The organism is Streptomyces sp. PL-25, assembly GCF_058344915.1.
Window position 1 is genome coordinate 3321602 of sequence record NZ_CP136997.1, and the last position, 22776, is coordinate 3344377.

20 protein-coding genes and 1 pseudogene are annotated in these 22776 nt (G+C 73.1%); 9 read left to right on the forward strand and 12 right to left on the reverse strand.

The genetic code is table 11. The features are described from left to right. Positions 1–93: 93 nt before the first annotated feature. The 7 genes and pseudogenes from R4Z62_RS14750 to ssd form a co-directional block, all read right to left on the reverse strand. A pseudogene (locus tag R4Z62_RS14750) lies at positions 94–369 on the reverse strand (Rv3654c family TadE-like protein); the annotation flags it as partial. Then, complete coding sequence (locus R4Z62_RS14755; protein WP_491520005.1) at positions 366–836, reverse strand: TadE family type IV pilus minor pilin; 471 nt, start codon at positions 834–836, stop codon at positions 366–368. The gene R4Z62_RS14755 and the pseudogene R4Z62_RS14750, both read right to left, overlap by 4 nt. Continuing rightward, positions 823–1026, reverse strand: coding sequence for a DUF4244 domain-containing protein (locus R4Z62_RS14760; RefSeq protein WP_078510009.1), 204 nt, complete (start codon positions 1024–1026; stop codon positions 823–825). The genes R4Z62_RS14755 and R4Z62_RS14760 overlap by 14 nt, the downstream gene beginning before the upstream one ends. Before the next feature lie 124 nt (positions 1027–1150). Further along, the gene (locus tag R4Z62_RS14765; RefSeq protein ID WP_064537554.1) at positions 1151–1972 is read right to left on the reverse strand and encodes a type II secretion system F family protein; all 822 of its coding nucleotides are present in this window, start codon (positions 1970–1972) and stop codon (positions 1151–1153) included. A 29-nt stretch (positions 1973–2001) separates the two neighbouring features. After that, positions 2002–2853, reverse strand: coding sequence for a type II secretion system F family protein (locus tag R4Z62_RS14770; RefSeq protein ID WP_491521879.1), 852 nt, complete (start codon positions 2851–2853; stop codon positions 2002–2004). Positions 2854–2930: 77 nt separating this feature from the next. Then, positions 2931–4157 carry a TadA family conjugal transfer-associated ATPase gene (locus R4Z62_RS14775; protein ID WP_491520006.1) on the reverse strand — a complete coding sequence of 409 codons (1227 nt, stop codon included), beginning with the start codon at positions 4155–4157 and terminating at the stop codon, positions 2931–2933. 164 nt (positions 4158–4321) lie between these two features. Next, a complete protein-coding gene (ssd, locus tag R4Z62_RS14780; protein WP_491520007.1) occupies positions 4322–5425 on the reverse strand; it encodes a septum site-determining protein Ssd in 1104 nt (367 codons plus the stop codon). A 615-nt stretch (positions 5426–6040) separates the two neighbouring features. Here ssd and R4Z62_RS14785 point away from each other — a divergent pair. Then, entirely contained in the window at positions 6041–6871 is an 831-nt protein-coding gene (locus tag R4Z62_RS14785; RefSeq protein WP_491520008.1) for an HAD family hydrolase, read from the forward strand. 390 nt (positions 6872–7261) lie between these two features. On the opposite strand, the gene R4Z62_RS14790 is transcribed toward R4Z62_RS14785, so the two are convergent. Further along, positions 7262–8086 (reverse strand): Fic family protein, encoded by an 825-nt coding sequence (locus tag R4Z62_RS14790; RefSeq protein ID WP_385490923.1) that lies wholly within the window; start codon positions 8084–8086, stop codon positions 7262–7264. A gap of 100 nt (positions 8087–8186) precedes the next feature. Here R4Z62_RS14790 and R4Z62_RS14795 point away from each other — a divergent pair, with 100 nt between their 5' ends. Next, a complete protein-coding gene (locus R4Z62_RS14795; RefSeq protein ID WP_491520009.1) occupies positions 8187–9167 on the forward strand; it encodes an ATP-binding protein in 981 nt (326 codons plus the stop codon). A gap of 6 nt (positions 9168–9173) precedes the next feature. Here R4Z62_RS14795 and R4Z62_RS14800 read toward each other — a convergent pair whose 3' ends face one another. Continuing rightward, positions 9174–10436 carry a polysaccharide deacetylase family protein gene (locus tag R4Z62_RS14800; protein WP_491520010.1) on the reverse strand — a complete coding sequence of 421 codons (1263 nt, stop codon included), beginning with the start codon at positions 10434–10436 and terminating at the stop codon, positions 9174–9176. A gap of 258 nt (positions 10437–10694) precedes the next feature. On the opposite strand from R4Z62_RS14800, the gene R4Z62_RS14805 reads away from it, so the two are divergent. The 7 genes from R4Z62_RS14805 (at position 10695) to R4Z62_RS14835 (ending at position 18969) form a co-directional block, all read left to right on the forward strand. Further along, complete coding sequence (locus R4Z62_RS14805) at positions 10695–12893, forward strand: bifunctional SulP family inorganic anion transporter/carbonic anhydrase (protein ID WP_491520011.1); 2199 nt, start codon at positions 10695–10697, stop codon at positions 12891–12893. Positions 12894–12920: 27 nt separating this feature from the next. Beyond that, positions 12921–13256, forward strand: a complete 336-nt coding sequence (locus tag R4Z62_RS14810; RefSeq protein WP_491520012.1) for a hypothetical protein — start codon at positions 12921–12923, stop codon at positions 13254–13256. A 215-nt stretch (positions 13257–13471) separates the two neighbouring features. After that, positions 13472–15427, forward strand: a complete 1956-nt coding sequence (acs, locus tag R4Z62_RS14815) for an acetate--CoA ligase (protein ID WP_491520013.1) — start codon at positions 13472–13474, stop codon at positions 15425–15427. A 225-nt stretch (positions 15428–15652) separates the two neighbouring features. Continuing rightward, positions 15653–17101, forward strand: a complete 1449-nt coding sequence (gene nhaA / locus R4Z62_RS14820) for a Na+/H+ antiporter NhaA (protein ID WP_382843028.1) — start codon at positions 15653–15655, stop codon at positions 17099–17101. 68 nt (positions 17102–17169) lie between these two features. After that, a complete protein-coding gene (locus R4Z62_RS14825; RefSeq protein ID WP_064534362.1) occupies positions 17170–17667 on the forward strand; it encodes a phage holin family protein in 498 nt (165 codons plus the stop codon). Continuing rightward, positions 17664–18614, forward strand: coding sequence for an alpha/beta fold hydrolase (locus R4Z62_RS14830; RefSeq protein ID WP_385490911.1), 951 nt, complete (start codon positions 17664–17666; stop codon positions 18612–18614). The genes R4Z62_RS14825 and R4Z62_RS14830 overlap by 4 nt, the downstream gene beginning before the upstream one ends. A gap of 175 nt (positions 18615–18789) precedes the next feature. Beyond that, a complete protein-coding gene (locus R4Z62_RS14835; RefSeq protein WP_078510012.1) occupies positions 18790–18969 on the forward strand; it encodes a hypothetical protein in 180 nt (59 codons plus the stop codon). Positions 18970–19023: 54 nt separating this feature from the next. Here R4Z62_RS14835 and R4Z62_RS14840 read toward each other — a convergent pair whose 3' ends face one another. The 3 genes from R4Z62_RS14840 to nth all read right to left on the reverse strand — a co-directional run bounded on the left by R4Z62_RS14840 (position 19024) and on the right by nth (position 22455). Then, positions 19024–20223 carry a MarP family serine protease gene (locus R4Z62_RS14840; protein ID WP_064534360.1) on the reverse strand — a complete coding sequence of 400 codons (1200 nt, stop codon included), beginning with the start codon at positions 20221–20223 and terminating at the stop codon, positions 19024–19026. A 125-nt stretch (positions 20224–20348) separates the two neighbouring features. Continuing rightward, entirely contained in the window at positions 20349–21101 is a 753-nt protein-coding gene (locus R4Z62_RS14845) for an NUDIX hydrolase (RefSeq protein WP_237305554.1), read from the reverse strand. 289 nt (positions 21102–21390) lie between these two features. Beyond that, positions 21391–22455 carry an endonuclease III gene (nth, locus tag R4Z62_RS14850; protein ID WP_355478208.1) on the reverse strand — a complete coding sequence of 355 codons (1065 nt, stop codon included), beginning with the start codon at positions 22453–22455 and terminating at the stop codon, positions 21391–21393. Positions 22456–22776 lie beyond the last annotated feature (321 nt).

Genomic DNA, 22776 nt, shown 5'->3' on the forward strand with positions numbered 1-22776 from the left:
ACCCACCTGACCCACCCGGTCCGGCTGGTCCAATGGACCCGCCCTGGCCCGGACCCGTGCCGCGAACGGCCCGTGTCCCGAGGCCGCCGTGACATCCGAGACGTCGCCCACGAGCGCGCACCGGACGAGGCGGGCGCCCTGCGCCCGTGCCACCCGGTCGGCGCGGGCACAGGCCGGGGCACCGCCCAGCGCCCAGTGGTCGGCGGCGGCCAGCGCCGCCAGGTCGGCCGCGCCGGCCGCCCGGTGCCGGACGACCACGGCCTGTCCCAGCGCGAGGCCGGTGCCGAACACCGCGCACAGCAGGGCGATCGCCCCGACGCTCCAGACGGTGGCGGAGCCCCGGTCGCGCTCGGCGAAGCGGCGCGTCATGAGCCCTCCTCCCGCCCCTCGCGCACCGCCGCGCCGCTCGACCCGGCCGGCCCTGGCCTCCCGTCCGCCACGGCCGTCACGGCCGCTTCCTCCGCCTCGGCCACGGCCTCCTCCCTCAGCTGGAAGGGCAGCAGGCCCAGCCCCGGGGGCGACGCGCTGACGACCACACGGACCTGCCCCGCCCTCCGGGACACCGTGACCTTCGCGCCGCGAGGCGCCGTCCGGCGGGTCACCAGGACCACCGCGCCGTCCGGGTCCTGGCGGGCGGCCGCCCGCGCCCCGACCCGCGCCGCGTCCACGCACTGGATCTGCGCGAGCACGACGAGCAGCCCCCACACCAGCGTGGTCACCACCAGCACCAGCACGGGCAGGACCATGGCGGCCTCCGCCGTCACGAACCCCCGGTCGCCACCGGGCACGCCGCGCCCGTCACGCGCGCCGCCCCTGCGGTGCTCACATCCGGGCACTGAGCGCCCGCTTCACGATGTTCTGGAGCTCCGTCTTGACCTGCCCGCTGGTCACCACCTCGTACAGCAGCACCGCGAACGCCACCGCCGCGATGATGCCCATCGCGTACTCGGACGTGACCATTCCGGTGTCCCTGCGCATACGGACCGCCAGGCCACGCAGCCTTGTCCATGCCGCCTTCGTGTTCATCTCAACCCCCGTGAGGTGTCGTTCCGTTGTCGTTCGCATCGCTTGTCGCATCAGTCGCATCGGTCATGTCGGTCGCATCAGTCATGTCAGTCGTGTCGGTCGTGTCCTCTGGGTCCTCGTCCTCTCAGCCGCCACCGCCTCTCCACACCCCGCCCGCGAGGCCGATCACCACGGGCAGCACGCCGATGGCGACGAAGGCGGGCAGGAAGCACAGCCCCACCGGTGCGGTGACCAGCACGGCCGCACGCCGGGCACGTGCCGTGGCCGTGCGTCCGCGGTCGGCGCGCACATCGGCGGCCAGCCGAGCCGCCGGGACGGCGGCGGGGAACCCGGACTCACCGGCCCGTTCCAGCAGCCGTGCGAGGGGCGCGGCGCCCGGTATCGCGGCGAGTCCGTGCCAGGCGTCGTCGGCGCCACCGAGCCGCACCTCCGCCGCTCCCCGCGCCAGGGCCTCACCGACCGGTCCTTCCAGGGCCTCTCCCACCGCCTGCGCGGCGATCACCGGACCGGCGCCGGCCGCGATGCAGGCGGCCAGCAGATCGGCGGCGAGCGGAAGCTGCCGGGCGGCCTCGGCCGCGTCGACCCCGGCCTCGGGCCGTGGCCGGTCCCCGGATCGCTGCTGCCACCACCACAGCCCCACCGCACAGGCCAGCCCCGTCACGACGCCCGCCGGTCCCCCGACGAGCATCCAGGCGGCGCCCGCGACAGCCACCGCCGGAACTCTCCGCCGTACGGCGGCCCGCGACACCGGGAGACGTCCGGCGGGCTTCGCCCCTGAGGGACCGTCCGCCACCGGCGGTGAGTGCGCCGCCGGGAAGGCCGCCAGCAGCGAGGCCGTGCGCCGCCGTACCCGCCGCCCCCGGCGCACCGCCAGCAGCCGCCACACCGGAACGCCCAGGGCAGTCGCCACTGCCGCCACCGTCCCCAGCCTGTGGACAACGTTCATGGCGTCCGGCACGCCCGAGCCGCCCGCGTTCACGCCGCCTCCGCCCGTCGCACGATCCCCAGGGCCCACCACAGCCCCGTGCCTTCCAGCACGCCCCCGACGAGCAGGCAGCCCATGCCCGCGCCGGTGTGCAGCAGCACATGCAGCGGATCGGCGCCCATGGCCGTACCGAGCAGGAGGCCGAGGGCGGGCAGGCCGGCGAGCATCACCGCCGTCGCGCGGGCGCCCGCCAACTGGGCCCGCAGGTCGGCGCGCTGGTCGCGCTCCGCGCGCAGTGCCGCTTCGAGCCGGTCGAGCCCCGCCGCCAGGCCCGCCCCCTGGTCGACGGCGACCCGCCAGCACGCGGCGAGCCCCCGCAGTCCCTCGGCACCCGGTCGCCGGGCCGCGACGGAAAGCGCGCCGGGCACGTCCCCGCCGAATCGCGCCGCCGCCAGCACGGCCGCCTGGGAGCCCCCGAAGCCGCCCGCGTCCCGGACGGCGCACAGCAGGGCCTGGCCCGGCTGCCGCCCGGCCCGTACCTCCCCGGCGAGCGCCCCGCACAGGGCGATCACCGCGTCCGCACGCCGTTCCCGGGCCCGCCGGGCGGCCTGTGCCAGCCGGGCCCTGCGCAGCACGGGCAGCCCGGCCGCCCCCGCGACGACCGGCAGCACGGAGCCGCCCAGCACGGCCAGCAGCAGTCCGGCGGCCGGTGCCCACCACTCGGCCCGCAGCCGAGCGCGCAGTCCCGCCAGCCCGTCGCGCAGCCGGGCCTCCAGCGGGGGCGGCGAAGGCACCGCTCCGCCACCGGCGAGCAGCAGGCGGGCCCGCCGCGCCCCGAAGTGCCATCCGCCCAGCAGCCGGACTGCCGCGAGCGCGCACACCAGGGCCGCCGCGACATACACCGACTGCGGGAGGGCCGGCGGCACCAGCAGGCAGGAGACCGCCTCGTTCAGCAGGCGCACCACTTGCTCCAGGACGCTCACCGCTCCCGCCTCCCGCCCACCGGACCGGCCGCGTCCCTCGCGTCGCTTGTGCCCCTCGCGTCCCCCGGGTCCGCGAGGTCCACCGGACGGAGCAGCGCCCGCAGCCGCTCCCAGCCCGGTTCCTCCACGAAGGCGTCCGCGCCCCAGCGCAGCGCCGGGACCGTGCGCACCAGCCCGGACGCGTCCCGCTCCAGCACCCGCACCTCGGCGATGCGCCGCCGCCCGGAGCGGTCGCGCGCCAGGTGGACCACCACCGACAGCGCGGCGGCCACCTGGCTGTGCAGGGCGGCCCGGTCCAGTCCCGCGGTGGTGCCCAGGGCCTCCAGGCGGGCCGGGACGTCCGCCGCCGCGTTGGCGTGCACCGTCCCGCACCCGCCTTCGTGGCCCGTGTTCAGCGCGGCCAGCAGATGCACCACCTCGGCGCCGCGCACCTCGCCCACCACCAGGCGGTCCGGCCGCATGCGCAGGGCCTGGCGGACCAGGTCCTCCAGGGTGACCAGGCCCGCTCCCTCCTGGTTGGCGGGCCGCGTCTCCAGGCGGACGACGTGCGGATGGTCGGGGCGCAGCTCCGCGGAGTCCTCGGCGAGCACGATGCGCTCGCCCGGCCCGACCAGGCCCAGCAGCGCGCTGAGCAGTGTGGTCTTGCCGCTGCCGGTGCCGCCGCTGACGAGGAAGGACAGGCGGGCCTCTACGAGGGCCCGCAGCACCCGGTCCCCGCCCGGCGGAACCGTGCCCGCGGCGACCAGTTCGCCGAGGGTGAAGGCCCGGGGCCGGACGACGCGCAGGGACAGGCAGGTGCAGCCGACGGCGACCGGGGGCAGCACCGCGTGCAGCCGGGTGCCGTCGGGCAGGCGGGCGTCGGCCCACGGCCGGGCGTCGTCCAGGCGCCGCCCCGCCACGGCCGCCAGCCGCTGGGCCAGACGGCGTACGGCCGCCGCGTCGGAGAAGGCGACGGAGGCCCGCTCCAGTCCGCCTCCGCGGTCCACCCAGACCTCGTCGGGCGCCGACACCAGGACGTCGGTCACGGACGGGTCGGCGAGCAGCGGCTCCAGCGGACCGCTGCCGATCAGTTCGGAGCGCAGCCGCTCGGCCGCGCCGAGCACCTCCTCGTCACCGAGCACACGGCCCTGTTCGCGCAGGGCCTGGGCCACGCGCGAAGGTGTCGGTTCGGCGCCGCTCTCGGCGAGCCACTGGCGTACGCCGTCCAGGAGCCGGGCGGGCATGCCCGGCGGTTCCGCTGCCCGGGGCACACGCGGACCGCCGGCCGCCGTGTGCCGCCCGGCCGTGTCCCACCTGCCCCCGTCCCGGCCCGCTCCGTCCCGGTCGTCCCCGTGCCGTCCGGTCCTGCCGTTCCCGGAGGAACGCCGCCACTGCTCGGCCGGGGCCCTCACGCGGCGCCCGCCTCGGTCAGGGCCCGCTCCCAGAAGCCGGTGCAGAACCGGGCCAGCGGGCCGCGCGCGGTCGCGCCGGGCGGTGTCCTGCCCTCGCCGGGGCGCCGCAGCCCGGACTCCACCGGCACCTCCCCCGCCAGCGGCAGTCCGAGCAGCCGGGCCACCTCGCGGTCGTCGAGCCCGGGTGCGTACGGGCCGCGTACCGCGACGCGCAGATCGCGCAGGACCATGCCGGCCACCGAGGCGACCCGGGCGGCGGCCGCCACGGCGCGCAGCTCGGCGGGGACCACGAGCAGTCCGACGTCGATCTGGGCCAGCGCCTCGGCGGCGCCCTCGTCGACCCGGCGGGGCAGGTCGACCACGACGGCCCCGCCGCCGCGCCGGGCCGCGGCCAGCACCGCGCGGACGGCCTGCGGCGGGACGGCGACACAGTCACCGCGGTCCCAGCTGAGCACGCGCAGCGAGTGCAGCCGGGGCAGCGACTCCTCCAGGGCGCCGCCGCCGACCCGCCCGCGCGAGGTCGCGAAGGCGGGCCAGCGCAGCCCCTCGGCGGCCTCCCCGCCCAGTAGCACATCGAGCCCGCCGCCCAGCGGATCGGCGTCCACGAGCAGGGTGCGCAACCCCTCCCGCGCGGAGGTCACGGCGAGCGCGCAGGCGAGGGTGGAGGCGCCCGCGCCGCCGCGCCCGCCGATGACGCCGACGGTGAGCGCGGGACGGCCGACGCCCTCGGCGACATCGGCGATCCGGTCGACCAGCCACTGCTCGCCGTCGGGCAGCACCAGCACATGGTCGGCGCCGATCTCGACGGCGCGCCGCCAGATGCCGGAGTCGTCCTGGTCCCGGCCGACCAGCACGAGGCCCCGTCTGCGCGAGGCGGCGCGCACCCGCGGTGCGGCGTCGTCCCCGACCAGCACCAGCGGCGCGGCCTCCCAGCCGCCCCGGTGCTCGGGCACGCCGTGGTGCACCTCGGGGGTGGCGCCGGCCGCCGCGCACAGGCGCAGCAGGTCGTCGAGGAGGTCGGCGTCCTCGGTGATGATCAGCGGGCCGCTCCGGCGCCCTCCGGTGCCGGAGGACGGATCATGGGTGACGGTGACGGCCATGGGCCGCTCCCCCTTCGCTGCGTCGTGCGCGCGGCTCGTCGCCCCGCGTGATTCCGGACAGATCAAGAACCGGCGAGCGGTCCGCATATGAGCGGCCGCCGGAAACCGGCGTGGACGGCCGACAGAAACCGGCCAAACGCGCCCGACAAACGGAACCGGCCATGAACTCCGCCGTCAGCGGTGCGCGCAGGAATCACGGTGCAGCGATCCGGAAATTGATGTGGATCTTGGTCGAAATCTGTGGACAACTCAGTGCCTGTGAAAATGGCGGTCACCCAAACCGGTGACCCCTGTGCCGATCCCCGTACGACTTCCGCAGCGCAGCCCAACGACTACGTGCAGTCACGGATCATGAGGAATGCCGAGAGGGCCGCGCGAGGGCCCGCCGGGGCCGAAAGGCCGCACCGGGCGGGCAGGGAGCGGGAGAAAACCCCTCCGGACATGCGACGACCCCCGCCGGGGGGGAGAGCGGGGGTCGTCTCCACGGCCGACTCGGGGGGGGGAGGAGTCGGGCCGGGTTAGCACGGTCGCGAACGATCCGTGACTTCCATGGTGTACCCGAGAGCCCTCTCAGGCAAACCCACACGCGCAGCTTACGCCGAATGGGCTGCCCCTATGCTCGACCTTGTGGAAAACCACTCCTTGCCCCGCACAGCGGCGTTCTTTGATCTGGACAAGACGGTCATTGCGAAGTCGAGCACGCTCACCTTCAGCAAGTCGTTCTACCAAGGCGGACTGATCAACCGCAGGGCTGTGCTGCGCACCGCATACGCCCAGTTCGTCTTCCTCGCCGGAGGCGCCGACCACGACCAGATGGAGCGCATGCGCGAGTACCTGTCCGCGCTGTGCCGCGGCTGGAACGTACGACAGGTCAAGGAGATCGTCGCCGAGACGCTGCACGATCTGATCGACCCGATCATCTACGACGAGGCCGCCTCCCTCATCGAGGAGCACCACAGCGCCGGACGGGACGTCGTCATCGTCTCCACCTCGGGCGCCGAGGTGGTCGAGCCGATCGGAGAACTGCTCGGCGCCGACCGGGTGGTGGCCACCCGGATGGTGGTGGGCGACGACGGGTGCTTCACCGGCGAGGTGGAGTACTACGCGTACGGGCCGACGAAGGCGGAGGCGGTCCGTGAACTGGCCGTGTCCGAGGGGTACGACCTCGCCCGGTGCTACGCGTACAGCGACTCGGTCACCGATGTGCCGATGCTGGAGGCGGTCGGCAATCCGCACGCCGTCAACCCGGACCGGGCGCTGCGCCGCGAGGCCGTCGCGCGCCAGTGGCCGATCCTCGACTTCCACCGCCCGGTGCGGCTCAAGCGGCGGCTGCGCACGCTCTCCGTGCCCCCGCGCCCGGCCCTGGTCGCGATGGCGGCCGTGGGAGCGGCGGCGGCCACCGCGGGTCTCGTCTGGTACGCGAGCCGGCGGCGCGCTCTCTCCTGAGCGGCTGCCGGGGCGGCGGAGAGCGGCCGGACGGCGCCCCTTTGTGACCCGTTTGGGGCGCAAAGTAAAGAAGTGTGGGCAGGGGTTCCGCTTGTCACCCGGGTGCAGTACAAAGGACTCAACGGCCCGCGAGACCTGAGGACATCCGAAAGGATCACCTTTTCAACGCATTCGGCCCCACGGACCGAGCATGAACACCGGGCACCCACGCGACGTCGACCCGTCGATTACGGGCCAGCCGCACCAGGTGACGGGCAAAGTCCCCGGCCTGATGGGCGACATATCGAGGACGCTTGGTAACGCGGTGCTCATGCCAGCGGCGGTACGACGTGTCGTACCGCCGCGACCCTTGTCCGACTGTCGTCCGAGCCTTGTCCGACCGCTGTCCGGCTACGCCGCTCCGCGCTGGAGCGCCTCGCACACCGCCGTCGACTCCCGCGCACCCAGCTCGACCGCCCCGGCGCAGTGGGCGATCCAGGCCGCCATGCCCTCCGGGGTCCCCGACACATAGCCGTCGAGGGCGGCCCGATAGGCGGCGCGGCCCAGTTCGGCGTGGCCGACCTCCGCCGGGCAGACCGACTTCGGGTCCAGGCCGCTGCCGACCAGGACGATGCGTTCCGCGGTGCGGGCGATCAGGCCGTTGTGGGAGACGAAGGGGCGCAGCGCCAGGATCTCGCCGTGCACCACGGCCGCCGTCACCAGCGCCGGTGCGGAACTGCCCGCGACGATCAGCTCGGACAGCCCCTCCAGCCGGCCGGAGACCTCGGACGCGCCCGGTGGCGCCAGCTCGATCAGCGGTTCATCGACACCCTCGCCCTCCTGGCGCGGCCGGCCGACGGAGTCCTCCGCACCCGCGGCGGCCACCAGATGCAGGCGGGCCAGCACCCTGAGCGGCGACTGCCGCCAGACGGACAGCAGTTGTCCGGCCTCGGCCGTCAGCCGCAGCGCGGCTCCCAGGACGCGCGCCTCGTCGTCACCGCTGAAGTCGGTGCGCCGGCGCACTTCCTCCAGGGCCCAGTCCGCCCCCGACAGCGCCCCGGAGCCGCGCGCGCCGCGCAGCGCCGCCTCGGAGGTGACGGCGTTGCTCCGGCGCCGCATGATCCGGTGCCCGTAGACCCGGTCCACGGCCTTGCGCACGGATTCCACGGACTCGGCCACCCCGGGCAGGGAGCCCAGGGTCGCGAGCGGATCAGCGGTCGCGCCTGTCGTACTCATGCGTCCGACCCTACGCACCCGGCCCTCCCCTGCCTCGAAGGAGTGGTCTTCTTCACGCAAGCTGCCACGTACAGCTATCGCGGTACTACGCTTGGTGAACATGAAAATTGCTTTCGTCGGGAAGGGCGGCAGCGGCAAGACCACGCTGTCGTCCCTCTTCATCCGCCATCTCGCGGCGACCGGCGCGCCCGTCGTCGCGGTCGACGCCGACATCAACCAGCATCTGGGAGCGGCACTGGGCCTGGAGGAGGCCCGCGCGGCGGAGCTGCCCGCGATGGGCGACCGGCTGCCGCTGATCAAGGACTATCTGCGCGGCAGCAACCCGCGCATCGCCTCCGCCGAGACGATGATCAAGACCACGCCGCCCGGCGAGGGTTCGCGGCTGGTGCGCGTCGCCGAGAACAACCCGCTCTACGACGTCTGCGCGCGGGGCGTGGAACTCGACGGCGGCGCCGTTCGTCTCATGGTCACCGGCCCCTTCACCGACGCCGACCTGGGGGTCGCCTGCTACCACTCCAAGACGGGCGCGGTGGAGCTGTATCTGAACCACCTGGTGGACGGCCGCGACGAGTACGTCGTGGTGGACATGACGGCCGGTTCGGACTCGTTCGCGTCCGGCATGTTCACCCGCTTCGACATCACGTTCCTGGTCGCCGAGCCGACCCGCAAGGGCGTCTCCGTCTACCGGCAGTACAAGGAGTACGCCCGGGACTTCGGCGTCGTCCTGAGGGTCGTCGGCAACAAGGTGCAGGGGCCGGACGATCTCGACTTCCTGCGCTCCGAGGTCGGCGACGACCTGCTCGTGACCGTCGGGCAGTCCGACTGGGTGCGCGCCATGGAGAAGGGCCGGCCGCTCCGCTTCGAGCTGGTGGAGGACGCCAACCGCCGCGCCCTGCGCACCCTCCAGGTGGCCGCCGACGCCACGTACGAGCTGCGCGACTGGGAGCGCTACACCCAGCAGATGGCGCACTTCCACCTGAAGAACGCCACCTCGTGGGGCAACGAGCGCACCGGGGCCGACCTCGCGGCCCAGATCGACCCCGGTTTCGTGCTCGGCGAGGGCGTCACCGCCTCCGCCTGACGGGCGCTACGGCTTGGGCGCCCCGGGCACTCCCTTGGGCGCCGGAGCCGGACGGGCCGACAGGAAGGACGCCCAGCCCTGCTTGGGCGCCTCGCCCACCTCCAGGCCGCGCAGCTTGGCCAGGGTCTGCGGGTCCTGCGCGTCCAGCCAGTCGGCCAGCTGGTGGAAGGAGACGCAGCGCACGTCGGGCTTGTTGCACACCTCCTTCACGACGTCCTCCACGGCGCGCATGTAGGTGCCGCCGTTCCACGACTCGAAGTGGTTGCCGATGACCAGCGGGGCCCGGTTCCCGTCGTAGGCCCGGTTGAAGCCCTGGAGCAGGCCGTCGCGCATCTGGTTGCCCCAGTAGTCGAACTTGTCGGGGTCGCCCTGGGTCTGGGTGCCCGACTGGTTGACCATGAAGTTGTAGTCCATGGTCAGTTGCTCGAAGGTGTGGCCGGGGAAGGGCACCAGCTGCATCGACAGGTCCCACAGCCCGTCCTTCTTCTTGGGCCACAACTGGTTGTTGACGCCGCTGCTGTCGTAGCGGAAGCCCAGCTGGCTCGCCGCCTTCATGAAGTTCTTCTGGCCCTCCAGGCAGGGGGTGCGGGCGCCGATCAGCTCCTTGTCGTAGTCGAAGGGCAGCGCGGGCACGTTCTTCAGCCCGCTGTTGGACTTCCAGGTCTTCACGAACTGCTTGGCCTGGTCGATCTCGCTCTTCCACTCGTCGACCGACCACTGGCCGGCCCCGCCGTCGGGACCGCAGAAGTGGCCGTTGAAGTGGGTGCCGATCTCATCGCCCTCCAGCCACGCCAGGCGTGCCTGCTCGGCGGTGTCCGCGATGCCCTGGGCGTCGTTGAAGCCGATCTCCGAACTGCCCTGCGCGTGCTGCGGCGGCCGGTACAGATCGCGCTTCTCCTCCGGCAGCATGTACACGCCGCTGAGGAAGAACGTCATGTTGGCGTGATTGTCCTTGGCCACCTTGCGGAAGTGGGAGAACAGCTTCTGGCTGTCCTCGCCCGCGCCGTCCCAGGAGAAGACGACGAACTGGGGAGGCTTCTCACCGGCCTTCAGCCGTTGCGGCTTGGGCAGGTGCGGCTGGGCTCCGGTGTACGAGGTCGACCCGTCACCGATGAGACGGACGGGGCTCCCGGGCGCCTGCGCGGCCTTGGGCGCGCCGTGCGCGCCCTCGCGCCGGGGTGCGTCGCTGCCACTCGCGCAACCGGCGAGCGCCGAGGCACAGGCCACGGCGGCGACGACGCTCGCGGCGATCCTCTGGTTGGCGGCCATGTTCCGCCCACCTTCTTCCTTCTCTCGTCCTACGCCGAGACGGCGTGTGCTGGTGCTGTGCCGGCCGTGCCGACAGCGCCGTCAAGGTCGCACGAAGGCGAGAAGGAATTAGTACGACAAGCCGATAAAAACCCCACTTCACCCTTCAAGGTGATTCTCTGCCCCATTTGCACAGAAAAGCTGTGCTGGAACTTTACGTTGCATTACTTTTGCTTTACCAAGCGTTGCATTCGCCTTCTCCCAGAGGAGAGCCGAGCCATGCCTGTCCGCACCCCCTCCTCCCCCACCGACTCCGCGCGCACCAGGCGCGCGCACCCGCCCCACAGTCCGCCGCCGCGCCGACGCCTCCCCCGTGTCGCGGGCGCCGATCTGTCGGCCGCCGTCGCGGTCTTCCTGATCGCCCTGCCGCTCTCCCTCGGCATCGCCCTCGCCACCGGCGCCCCGCTCCAGGCCGGCCTCGTGGCCGCCGCCGTGGGCGGACTGGTCGCCGGCCGCCTCGGCGGCTCGCCCTTGCAGGTCAGCGGCCCGGCCGCCGGGCTCACCGTCGTCACCGCCGACCTGATCCACCGCTACGGATGGCGCACGACCTGCGCCATCACCGTCCTCGCCGGTCTCGTCCAACTCGCCCTGGGCTGCCTCCGGGTGGCCCGCGCCGCGCTCGCCGTCAGCCCCGCCGTCGTGCACGGCATGCTCGCCGGCATCGGCCTCACCATCGCCGTGGCCCAACTGCACATCGTCCTCGGCGGCAGCCCGCAGAGTTCCGTGCCGGACAACCTGCGCGCGCTGCCCTCCCAGCTGGCCGGCGCCGATCCCGCCGCGCTCGCCGTCGGCGCGCTCACCCTGACCCTGCTGCTGTCCTGGCCCCGGCTCCCCGGCCGGGCGGGGCGCCTGCTGCGCCCGGTGCCCGCCGCGCTGGTCGCCGTCACCGGGGCCACCGCCGTCGCCTCCCTGTGCGGACTGATCCTGCCCAGGGTCGACCTGCCGTCCTGGCGCAGCCACGCCCTGGCCGGGCTGCCCGACGGGCCGGTCCTCGGCCTGGCGGCGGCCGTGCTCAGCACCACTCTGGTGTGCAGCGTGCAGTCGCTGCTCGGTGCCGTCGCCGTGGACAGACTGGCCGCGGGCCGGCCGGGGCCGCCCGCCCCCGCAGCCCGCTCCGACCTCGACCGGGAACTGCTCGGCCAGGGCGCGGCGAACGTCGTCTCGGGCGCGCTCGGCGGGCTCCCCGTCGCCGGAGTCGCCGTCCGCAGCTCGGCGAACGTGCGCGCGGGCGCCGTCAGCCGGGACGCCACGATGCTGCACGGCGCGCTCGTCGTGGCCGCCGCGCTGCTGCTCGTCCCGGTCCTGGAGTCCATCCCGCTGGCCGCGCTCGCCGCCCTGGTGATGGCCGTCGGCGTCCAGATGGTCTCCCTGCACCACATCCGTACGGTGACCCGCCACCGCGAGGTGGCCGTGTACGCCGTGACGGCCCTCGGGGTGGTGGGTCTCGGAGTCCTCCAGGGCGTGGCCCTCGGCGTCGCCACCGCCGTCGCCGTCGCCCTGCACCGCCTGGCCCGCACCCGCATCACGCACGACGAGAAGAAGGGGGTGCATCACGTACGCGTCCGGGGCCAGCTGACGTTCCTCGCGGTGCCACGGCTCAGCCGGGTCCTGCACCGGGTGCCCCGGGGCGCGGTCTCGGTCGTCGAGCTGGACGGCTCCTTCATGGACCACGCGGCCTACGAATCGCTGCAGGACTGGCAGCGCGCCCACACCGCGCAGGGCGGTTCCGTCCGGCTCACCGGACGCCGCAGAGCGGTCCGGGTCGGTGAGCCGACCGGTCCGGACGGCGCCGTGTGCCGCTGCCGGCCCTGGACACCCTGGCGCAACCACCAGTGCCCCGCCCCCGCCACCCGCTCCGAGGTACGTCCCACGCTGGGTGCCCCGTCCCGCGCGGCCGGGGCACCCGGACCCAGCGGGGAGCAACTGGCCCGCGGCATCGGCCTGTTCCAGCGCACCACCGCGCCGCATGTGCGCGACGAACTGGCCCGGCTGGCCAGAGAAGGCCAGCAGCCGTCCCAGCTCTTCCTCACCTGCGCCGACTCCCGCCTGGTCACCTCGATGATCACCGCCAGCGGCCCCGGTGACCTGTTCGTCGTGCGCAACGTGGGCAACCTCGTCCCGCTCCCCGGCCAGGAGCGCGGCGACGACTCGGTGGCCGCCGGGATCGAGTACGCGGTGGACGTGCTGGGGGTGCGCTCCCTCACGGTGTGCGGCCACTCCGGGTGCGGGGCGATGCAGGCCCTCCTCGGCTCGCGGCCCGGCGCCGGGGACGGCGCGACGTCCCTCGGGCGCTGGCTGCGGCACGGGGCACCGAGCCTGGAGCGGCTGCGCGCCACGGACGGCACCGTCCCCCTGCTGGCCGGCCGGATGCCCGCCGACGAGACCGAGCGGCTGAGCCTGGCCAATGTCGTCCAGTAACTGGAGCACCTGCGCGCCCACGACTCGGTGGCACGGGCCCTGCGCGCGGGCACGCTGGAGCTGCACGGGATGTACTTCCAGGTGGCCGAGGCCCAGGCGTACCTGCTCACGGACCCTGCCGGGGCCGGAGACGGCGGCGCGGTCTTCGTCCCCGTGGCGGCGGAGGCGGCACGGACCGCAGACGAAGCAGAGGCAGCAGGGGCAGCAGGGGCAGCAGGGGCAGCACAGACGACAGGGTCGGCGGCGGAGGCGAAGGCGGAGGCGGTACCGGCGGCCGGGACGGCGGGGCCGCCGGGCGCCCCGGCGGGACCGGACGCCCCGCGGCCGACGGAATCGGTGAAAGACCTGCCCAGCGCGGTGTGACCCGGCCGCCCGGCGACACGCATGCCCCGGGCATGGTCTCCCCGGCTCCCGGGGGCCATGCTGAAGCCGGGCGACACCCGTCACCCGCCGCAGGAACTGTGCGAACACTCCACAACAGGTCTAAACCAATTACCGGTCGGCCCTTGTCATCCGGCCCCCGGGTCTGATGAGCTGTGGCCTGGGACACAACGGACACCCTGGGAAAGGGAGATGTCGTGAGCAACGAAAGCCTGGCCAACCTCTTGAAGGAGGAGCGACGCTTCGCGCCGCCCGCTGACCTGGCCGCGAACGCCAACGTCACGGCCGAGGCGTACGAACAGGCCAAGGCTGACAGGCTCGGCTTCTGGGCCGAGCAGGCCCGCCGGCTGACCTGGGCCAAGGAGCCGACCGAGACCCTCGACTGGTCGAACCCGCCGTTCGCCAAGTGGTTCAAGGACGGCACACTCAACGTCGCGTACAACTGCGTGGACCGGCACGTCGAGGCCGGCAACGGCGACCGGGTCGCGATCCACTTCGAGGGCGAGCCCGGCGACAGCCGCGCCATCACCTACGCCGAGCTCAAGGACGAGGTGTCCAGGGCGGCCAACGCCCTGCTGGAACTCGGCGTCCGGAAGGGCGACCGGGTCGCGATCTACATGCCGATGATCCCGGAGACGGCCGTCGCGATGCTGGCCTGCGCCCGCATCGGCGCGGCGCACTCCGTCGTCTTCGGCGGCTTCTCCTCGGACGCGCTCGCCACCCGCATCCAGGACGCCGACGCCAAGGTCGTCATCACGGCCGACGGCGGTTACCGGCGCGGCAAGCCGTCCGCGCTCAAGCCCGCCGTCGACGAGGCCGTCGGCCGCGCCACGGGCGTGCGCAATGTGCTCGTGGTCCGCCGCACCGGCCAGGACGTCGCCTGGGACGACAGCCGGGACCTGTGGTGGCACGAGGTGGTCGGGCGCCAGTCGGCCGAGCACACCCCTGAGGCGTTCGAGGCCGAGCACCCGCTGTTCATCCTCTACACCTCGGGCACCACCGGGAAGCCCAAGGGCATCCTGCACACCTCCGGCGGCTACCTCACGCAGGTCGCCTACACGCACTGGGCCGTCTTCGACCTGAAGCCGGAGACCGACGTGTACTGGTGCACCGCCGACGTCGGCTGGGTCACCGGCCACTCCTACATCGTGTACGGCCCGCTGGCCAACGGCGGGACGCAGGTCATGTACGAGGGCACGCCGGACACCCCGCACCAGGGCCGCTTCTGGGAGATCGTGCAGAAGTACGGGGTCACGATCCTGTACACGGCGCCGACGGCGATCCGCACGTTCATGAAGTGGGGCGACGACATCCCCGCGAAGTTCGACCTGTCCTCCCTGCGGGTGCTCGGCTCGGTCGGTGAGCCGATCAACCCGGAGGCGTGGATCTGGTACCGCAAGAACATCGGCGCGGACCGCACCCCGGTCGTCGACACCTGGTGGCAGACGGAGACCGGCGGCATCATGATCTCCCCGCTGCCGGGCGTGACCGACGCCAAGCCCGGCTCCGCCCAGCGCGCGCTGCCCGGCATCAGCGCGACCGTCGTCGACGACGAGGCGAACGAGGTGCCCGACGGCGGCGGCGGCTACCTGGTGCTCACCGAGCCGTGGCCGTCGATGCTGCGCACCATCTGGGGCGACGACCAGCGGTTCATCGACACCTACTGGTCGCGCTTCGAGGGCCGCTACTTCGCCGGTGACGGCGCCAAGAAGGACGACGACGGCGACATCTGGCTGCTCGGCCGGGTCGACGACGTGATGCTGGTCTCCGGCCACAACATCTCCACCACCGAGGTGGAGTCCGCGCTGGTCTCGCACCCCTCGGTCGCCGAGGCGGCCGTGGTCGGCGCGGCGGACGAGACCACCGGGCAGGCGATCGTGGCCTTCGTGATCCTGCGCGGTTCGGCCGCCGAGAGCGACGACCTGGTCACCGAGCTGCGCAACCACGTCGGCAGCACGCTCGGGCCGATCGCCAAGCCCAAGCGGGTCCTGCCGGTGGCGGAGCTGCCGAAGACCCGGTCCGGCAAGATCATGCGCCGTCTGCTGCGGGACGTGGCGGAGAACCGGCAGCTCGGAGACGTCACGACGCTGACGGACTCCACGGTCATGGACTTCATCCAGGCGAAGCTGCCGGCGGCGCCCAGCGAGGACTGACCCAGGCCCGCGAGGGCGCCGCCCGCAGGGGAACACCGCGTCCCCGGACCCCGCGTCCAGGCCACCGCCCTCGCAGGCCATCTCATCCGGGGGCACCCGGCGCAGCTGACGCCGGATGCCCCCGGATGCGTAGACTGGACAGAGCTACAACGCAACAAGATCCTCAGGTGCGCCGGGAAGTCTGGTCGGCATGTGCTCAGCGCTGCCCACCGACCGGAGGTTTTCGTGGTCACCGACCGCCCCCGCACCCCTCGCGCCCCCCGCAAGGCCTTCGGGCGCCTGTCCCTGCCGGAGCGGAACTTCGTCGCGGACGCGCTGCGCACCGAGACGGTCGGCGGTGTCCTGCTGCTGCTCGCCGCGATCGCCGCGCTGGTGTGGGCGAACATCCCGGCACTGCACACGAGCTACGAGCGCGTCAGCCACTTCCACCTCGGCCCCGCCGCCCTCGGCCTCGACCTGTCCGTCGCGCACTGGGCCGCCGACGGGCTCCTCGCGGTCTTCTTCTTCGTCGCCGGCATCGAACTCAAACGCGAACTGGTCGCCGGCGACCTCAAGGACCCCCGGGCCGCGGCGCTGCCGGTGGTCGCCGCGCTGTGCGGCATGGTGGCCCCCGCCGCCGTCTACGCACTCACCAACCTCACCGGCGGCGGCTCGCTCGGCGGCTGGGCGGTGCCGACCGCCACCGACATCGCCTTCGCGCTGGCCGTGCTCGCGGTCATCGGCACCTCGCTGCCCAGCGCCCTGCGCGCCTTCCTGCTCACCCTCGCCGTCGTCGACGACCTCTTCGCCATCCTGATCATCGCGGTCTTCTTCACCGACAACCTGAACTTCGCCGCCCTCGGCGGAGCCTTCGCGGGCCTGGCCGTCTTCTGGCTGCTCCTGCGCAAGGGCGTGCGCGGGTGGTACGTGTACGTACCGCTCGCCCTGGTCATCTGGGCCCTGATGTACAACAGCGGCGTGCACGCCACCATCGCGGGCGTCGCGATGGGCCTGATGCTGCGCTGCTCCACCCGCGAGGGCGAGGAGCACTCGCCGGGCGAGCGCATCGAGCATCTCGTCCGGCCGCTGTCGGCGGGTCTGGCCGTGCCGCTGTTCGCGCTGTTCAGCGCGGGTGTGTCCGTCTCCGGCGGGGCCCTGGCCGATGTGTTCACCCGGCCCGAGACGCTCGGTGTCGTGCTCGGTCTGGTCGTCGGCAAGACCGTCGGCATCTTCGGCGGGACCTGGCTCACCACCCGGTTCACCCGGGCCTCGCTCAGCGACGACCTGGCCTGGGCCGACGTCTTCGCGCTCGCCACGCTGGCCGGGATCGGCTTCACCGTCTCCCTGCTCATCGGCGAGCTGGCCTTCGACGGCGACGCCACGCTGACCGACGAGGTCAAGGCCGCCGTCCTCACCGGCTCGCTGATCGCCACGCTGATCGCGACGGTGCTGCTCAAGGTCCGCAACGCCAAGTACCGCCGGATGTGCGCGGACGAGGAGCGCGACGACGATCTCGACGGCATCCCCGACGTGTACGAGGAGGGCGACCCCGCGTACCACCTCCGCATGGCGGCCATCCTCGAACGCAAGGCCGCCGAACACCGCGCCGTCGCCGCCCGCCAGGAGGCCGAACGGGCAGGACGGAGTGCGGAAGTGCAGGGCGGGGCAGGCGAGCAGAACGACAGTCCGGCATGATCTGACGGGACGGTACAAAAACCCGGCCGTTCCCGGAACGCAGGGTCAGGCAGAAAAGGGAGACCGCGATGAGCGCACCCGACGGCAGCCCGGTCGGCGCCGAACGCAGCATCGGCCAGCTGGTCGCCGCGGCGACGGCGGAGATGTCCGCGCTGGTGCACGACGAGATCGCGTTGGCGAAGGCGCAGCTGAAGAAGGACGTCACACGCGGCGGGATCGCCGGCGCGCTGACCACGGCGGCCGGCGCCATGCTGCTGTTCTCGCTGCCGATGCTCAACTTCGCGCTCGCGTACGGCATCCGCACCTGGAGCGGCGGCTGGAACCTCGGCTGGTGCTTCCTGCTCTCCTTCGCGGCCAACGTCCTGATCGCGCTTCTTCTGCTGCTGGTCGGCCTCGTCTTCTTCAAGAAGGCCAAGAAGGGCAAGGGCCCCCAGAAGGTCGCCGCCTCCATGAAGCAGACCGCCGGAGTGCTCCAGAACGCCAAGCCGCACCCGCGTCCGCAGACCCCCGCGCTGGAGGACCGGGCACCGCAGGCCATCGAGGCTGTGGCACGCTCGTCCTCATGACGGACCCCGCCACTCCTTCGGCGCAACCGACCTCGGTCGTACGGACCGACCTGCCCGGCGCCCGGAAGGTGACGCACCGGGATGTCGCCGCCAACGGCGCGCGTTTCCACATCGCCGAGACGGGCGACGGGCCGCTGGTGCTGCTGCTGCACGGGTTCCCGCAGTTCTGGTGGACCTGGCGGCACCAGCTCACCGCGCTCGCCGACGCGGGCTTCCGGGCCGTGGCGATGGACCTGCGCGGCGTCGGCGGCAGCGACCGCACACCGCGCGGCTACGACCCCGCCAACCTCGCCCTCGACGTCACCGGCGTGATCCGCTCCCTGGGCGAGCCGGACGCGGCCCTGGTCGGCCACGACCTGGGCGGCTATCTGGCGTGGACGGCGGCGGCGATGCGCCCCAAGCTGGTCCGGCGGCTCGCGGTCTCCTCGATGCCGCACCCCCGCCGCTGGCGCTCGTCGATGCTCTCCGACGCCCGGCAGACCGCGGCGAGTTCCTACATCTGGGGCTTCCAGCGGCCGTGGATCCCCGAGCGGCAGCTCACCGCCGACGACGGCGCGCTGGTGGCCCGGCTGGTCCAGGACTGGTCGGGCCCGCGGCTGCCGGACGACGAGGCGCTGGAGACGTACCGCAGGGCGATGTGCATCCCCTCCACGGCGCACTGCTCCGTGGAGCCGTACCGCTGGCTGGTGCGCTCCCTGGCCCGGCCGGACGGCATCCAGTTCTACCGCCGGATGAAGCGCCCGGTGCTCGTGCCGACCCTGCATCTGCACGGTTCCCTCGACCCGGTGCAGCGCACCCGCAGCGCCGCCGGTTCCGGCGAGTACGTCGAGGCGCCCTACCGCTGGCGCCTGTTCGACGGTCTCGGGCACTTCCCGCACGAGGAGGACCCGGTGGCCTTCTCGACCGAACTGGTCAACTGGCTGAAGGACCCCGAACCGGACCGGTGAGGCCCTCGGGGACCGGACCGGCGGCACCCCCGCGAGGGCGGTCCGTGACGGCGCCGTCGCGCCCGGTATCCGGACGTGAACGCCTGTCCGTCGAACGGCCAATTGCCCCGCGCATAGGCCAAATCGAGGGCGCCCGGGAGGTTATCGACCTTCGGAGGGGGGCAGACGTCGGGGTATGGGCTGGACGCACGACTACAGTGACGTAGCACGCACCCGCCGTTCGGCGAGCGGTCCGGGCTCCCTTCACCGGGAAGCCCCGCAACTGACGGGCACGGACCCCCGGGTCGGCATTCCGCGCATCCTGCGCCGCCGGGCCCGTTGGGTCTCCGTACGCCTGCGGCATCCCCGCGGCTGATCCCGCACCGGCCGGACCGCCTTCCCTGCGGGGCGGGGTCCGGCTGTGCTGACCTCACATCGCGCAGCGGTCGGTGTCCACCTGCTGCACGGCGGTGCGCCCCTCGGCGATGTCCTGCTCGATCTCACCGGCCGTGAGCGCGTAGCCGGTCTCGGCGTCGTCGAGGGACTTCGCGAACACCACGCCGTAGACCTCGCCGTCCGTGGTGAGCAGCGGGCCGCCGGAGTTGCCCTGGCGGACCGTCGCGTACAGCGAGTAGACGTCGCGGCGGACGGTGCCGCGGTGGTAGATGTCCGGACCGTTGGCCGTGATGCGCCCGCGCACGCGCGCGGAGCGCACGTCGTACGCGCCGTTCTCCGGGAAGCCGGCGACGATCGCGCCGTCCTTGCTGTGCGCGACCGAGTCGGAGAAGCGCAGCACGGGCGCCTTCAGGTCCGGTACGTCGAGCACGGCGATGTCGCGGTGCCAGTCGTACAGCACGACCTTGGCGTCGTACTTCCGGCCCTCGCCGCCTATCTGGACGGTGGGTTCGTCGACACCGCCGACGACATGGGCGTTGGTCATGACGCGGCGGGGGCCGAAGACGAACCCGCTGCCCTCCAGCACCTTGCCGCAACTGCTCGCGGTGCCGACGACCTTGACCACCGACCGTTTGGCGCTGCGGGCGACCGCGCTGTCGCGCAGCGCCGGGTCCGGAGGCTGTACGTCGGTGATGGGCTCGTCGGTGAACGGGCTGAAGACCTGCGGGAAGCCGTTCTGCGCGAGGACCGAGGTGAAGTCCGCGAACCAGGTGTCCGCCTGCTGGGGCATCACCCGGGAGACACCGAGCAGCACCTGCGAGGTGCGGACCTCCTTGCCGAGCGTCGGTATCGTCGTGCCGCCCAGGGCCGAGCCGATCAGCCAGGCGACCAGCAGCATCGCGAGGACGTTGACCACGGCGCCGCCGGTCGCGTCCAGCGCGCGGGCCGGGGACCAGGTGATGTGCACACGCAGCTTGTTGCCGAGGTGGGTGGTGAGGGCCTGGCCGACCGAGGCGCAGATGATCACGACGACCACCGCGACCACGGCCGCGGTCGTACTGACCGGTGTGTGGTCGGTCAGGGCGTCCCAGATCACCGGGAGTGCGTACACGGCGACCAGTCCGCCGCCCAGGAAGCCGATCACCGACAGGATGCCGACGACGAATCCCTGGCGGTATCCGACGACCGCGAACCACACGGCGGCGACCAGCAGCAGGATGTCCAGCACGTTCACCGCGTCGAGCCTCGCCTCATCGTCTTCCGGTCACCACAGGTCGGCCGGGGCCCGGCCCGCCGCCGCGCGGCGAGGGAACACATCGTTCCGGAAGGCTCCGGCCCGAACGGCACGGGCCCACCCTGTCATGACCGCCAGTCGAGCGGGACCTGCTTCTCGCGGTCCCAGGGCGTCTCCCAGCCCGCGTAGTGCAGCAGCCGGTCGATGATTCCGGCCGTGAAGCCCCACACGAGGGCCGATTCGACCAGGAATGCCGGGCCTCGGTGACCGCTGGGGTGCACGGCCGTGGCGCGGTTGCCGGGGTTGGTGAGATCCGCCACGGGGACCGTGAAGACCCGGGCGGTCTCCGCCGGGTCGACGACGGCCACCGGGCTGGGCGCGCGCCACCAGCCGAGCACGGGCGTCACGACGAACCCGCTGACCGGGATGTAGAGCCGGGGCAGCACACCGAACAACTGGACGCCGTCCGGGTCGAGTCCGGTCTCCTCCTCGGCCTCGCGCAGCGCGGCCCGCAGCGGGCCGTCGCCCTGCGGATCGCCGTCCTCGGGATCGAGCGCCCCGCCCGGGAAGGACGGCTGCCCGGCGTGCGAACGCAGCGAACTCGCCCGCTCCATGAGCAGCAGTTCGGGCCCGCGGGCCCCCTCGCCGAACAGGACGAGGACGGCGGACTGGCGTCCCGCGCCGTCCTCCGGCGGCAGGAAGCGGCTCAGCTGGACGGGCTGGACCGTCCCGACGACCCGCACGACGGGGTCCAGCCACTCGGGCAGCCCCTCCGTGCTCAGCGCCACCGGGCCGCCCGGCACCCGGCCGGCCGTCCGGTCCTCCGCGCCGGCCCGGTCCGTCCGGGTCCCGTGCGCCGTCTCGCCCGCCCGCGTCATCGCCACCCCCGTCCCCGGTCCGTCCGGGTCCTTGCGTCCGTGCCTGAGCCTGTACGTGTACCTGTACGTGTCCGTGCGCCCGCGTCCGCGCGGCTCGCACCCGCGCGGTCCGTGCCCACGAGGTCTGTGCCCACGGGGTCCGCGCCCGAGCCGCCGGCCCGGCCGGTCCTCTGTCCCGCCCTCGTCCCGGTGGCCGTCGCCGCCGTCCTGCCCGGTCCAACGCGCGGGGCCACCGAGATCGTTCCGCACCGGGCGCGGCGACCGGTGCGGCCGGGCCGGTCGGCTGCCGTCATCCGGCCGCCAGCGGCGGTGCCGGCCTGCCGCCCGCGTCCAGGTAGGACTGCGGCGGCTTGAGGCGCTGACCGGGGAAGCCGCCCTTCTCGTACTTCAGCAGCTTCTTCGCCTTCTCCGGGTCGGTCTCCCCTTCCCCGTACGCCGGGCAGAGCGGAGCGATCGGGCAGGCCCCGCAGGCGGGCTTGCGGGCGTGGCAGATACGGCGGCCGTGGAAGATCACATGATGCGAGAGCATCGTCCACTCGCTCTTGGGGAAGAGCGCTCCGACGGCCGCCTCGATCTTGTCCGGCTCGGTCTCCTCGGTCCACTGCCAGCGCCGCACCAGCCGCTGGAAGTGGGTGTCCACGGTGATGCCGGGGCGCCCGAAGGCGTTGCCGAGGACGACGAAGGCGGTCTTGCGGCCGACGCCGGGCAGCTTCACCAGGTCCTCTAGACGGCCCGGGACCTCCCCGCCGAACTCCTCCGCCAGGGCCTTGGAAAGACCCATGACCGACCTGGTCTTCGCGCGGAAGAACCCGGTGGGCCTGAGGATGCCCTCGACCTCCTCCGGGTCGGCGGCGGCCAGGTCCTCGGGGGTCGGGTACTTCGCGAACAGCGCCGGTGTCGTCTGGTTGACCCGCAGGTCGGTGGTCTGCGCCGACAGGACGGTGGCGACCAGGAGCTGGAAGGGGTTCTCGAAGTCCAGCTCGGGGTGGGCGTACGGATACACCTCGGCCAGCTCGCGGTCGATGCGGCGGGCCCGGCGGACCAGGGCGGTGTGCGACTCGTTCTTCCGTGACTTCGGGGCGACCGTCCGCACGGACGACGCCTTCCCCACGGCGGCGGTGGCCTTCTCCGGGGCGACGGCCACCTTCTTCGGGGGCACGGCCTTCTTCACGGCGGCGGACCCGCTCGCCGCGGACTTGCCTGCGGACGTGCCCGCGGAGGTCCTGGACGTCTTGGACGTCCTAGCGGGTGCAGCCTTCTTCGCGGGCGCCGCCTTCTTCCCGGTGGCAGCCTTCTTCGCGGGCTTCTCGGGCTTTCCGGGCTTCTCGGAGGTCTTCTTGGCCGCTCTTGTCACAGGGGTCCTCTTTGCCGGTTTCGTCGCTCCGCTGCCGCTGTCGGGCGCCTGTTCGCCCACAGCGGAATCCTGTCGTGCAGCCACCCGCCCAGCCCCCTCGGCCTGTGCTCTCACCGGCGATTCGGACACCCGGCCAGCCTAAGGCCCGGCACCGACATCCGCCCCGGACCCCGAAGATCGGCGCCCGATTGGACCCCTGCCGCGTACCCCGGGACACCTGTACGGCATCCTTGTGACAGATCACACTGTTTGGACCGTCCGGCAAAATGGGGAACACGGTCCCCTGGCGACGGGGGAGCAAGATCCCCTGAGCAGGTCGAC

What these genes read in the sequence shown, in the direction of transcription:
- R4Z62_RS14760 (WP_078510009.1), bottom strand. Translation starts at nt 1,026, where the DNA reads ATGAACACGAAGGCGGCATGGACAAGGCTGCGTGGCCTGGCGGTCCGT.
- R4Z62_RS14765 (WP_064537554.1), bottom strand. Translation starts at nt 1,972, where the DNA reads ATGAACGTTGTCCACAGGCTGGGGACGGTGGCGGCAGTGGCGACTGCC.
- R4Z62_RS14775 (WP_491520006.1), bottom strand. Translation starts at nt 4,157, where the DNA reads ATGCCCGCCCGGCTCCTGGACGGCGTACGCCAGTGGCTCGCCGAGAGC.
- ssd (WP_491520007.1), bottom strand. Translation starts at nt 5,425, where the DNA reads ATGGCCGTCACCGTCACCCATGATCCGTCCTCCGGCACCGGAGGGCGC.
- R4Z62_RS14785 (WP_491520008.1), top strand. Translation starts at nt 6,041, where the DNA reads ATGCTCGACCTTGTGGAAAACCACTCCTTGCCCCGCACAGCGGCGTTC.
- R4Z62_RS14790 (WP_385490923.1), bottom strand. Translation starts at nt 8,086, where the DNA reads ATGAGTACGACAGGCGCGACCGCTGATCCGCTCGCGACCCTGGGCTCC.
- R4Z62_RS14795 (WP_491520009.1), top strand. Translation starts at nt 8,187, where the DNA reads ATGAAAATTGCTTTCGTCGGGAAGGGCGGCAGCGGCAAGACCACGCTG.
- R4Z62_RS14800 (WP_491520010.1), bottom strand. Translation starts at nt 10,436, where the DNA reads ATGGCCGCCAACCAGAGGATCGCCGCGAGCGTCGTCGCCGCCGTGGCC.
- R4Z62_RS14805 (WP_491520011.1), top strand. Translation starts at nt 10,695, where the DNA reads ATGCCTGTCCGCACCCCCTCCTCCCCCACCGACTCCGCGCGCACCAGG.
- R4Z62_RS14825 (WP_064534362.1), top strand. Translation starts at nt 17,170, where the DNA reads ATGAGCGCACCCGACGGCAGCCCGGTCGGCGCCGAACGCAGCATCGGC.
- R4Z62_RS14830 (WP_385490911.1), top strand. Translation starts at nt 17,664, where the DNA reads ATGACGGACCCCGCCACTCCTTCGGCGCAACCGACCTCGGTCGTACGG.
- R4Z62_RS14835 (WP_078510012.1), top strand. Translation starts at nt 18,790, where the DNA reads ATGGGCTGGACGCACGACTACAGTGACGTAGCACGCACCCGCCGTTCG.
- R4Z62_RS14845 (WP_237305554.1), bottom strand. Translation starts at nt 21,101, where the DNA reads ATGACGCGGGCGGGCGAGACGGCGCACGGGACCCGGACGGACCGGGCC.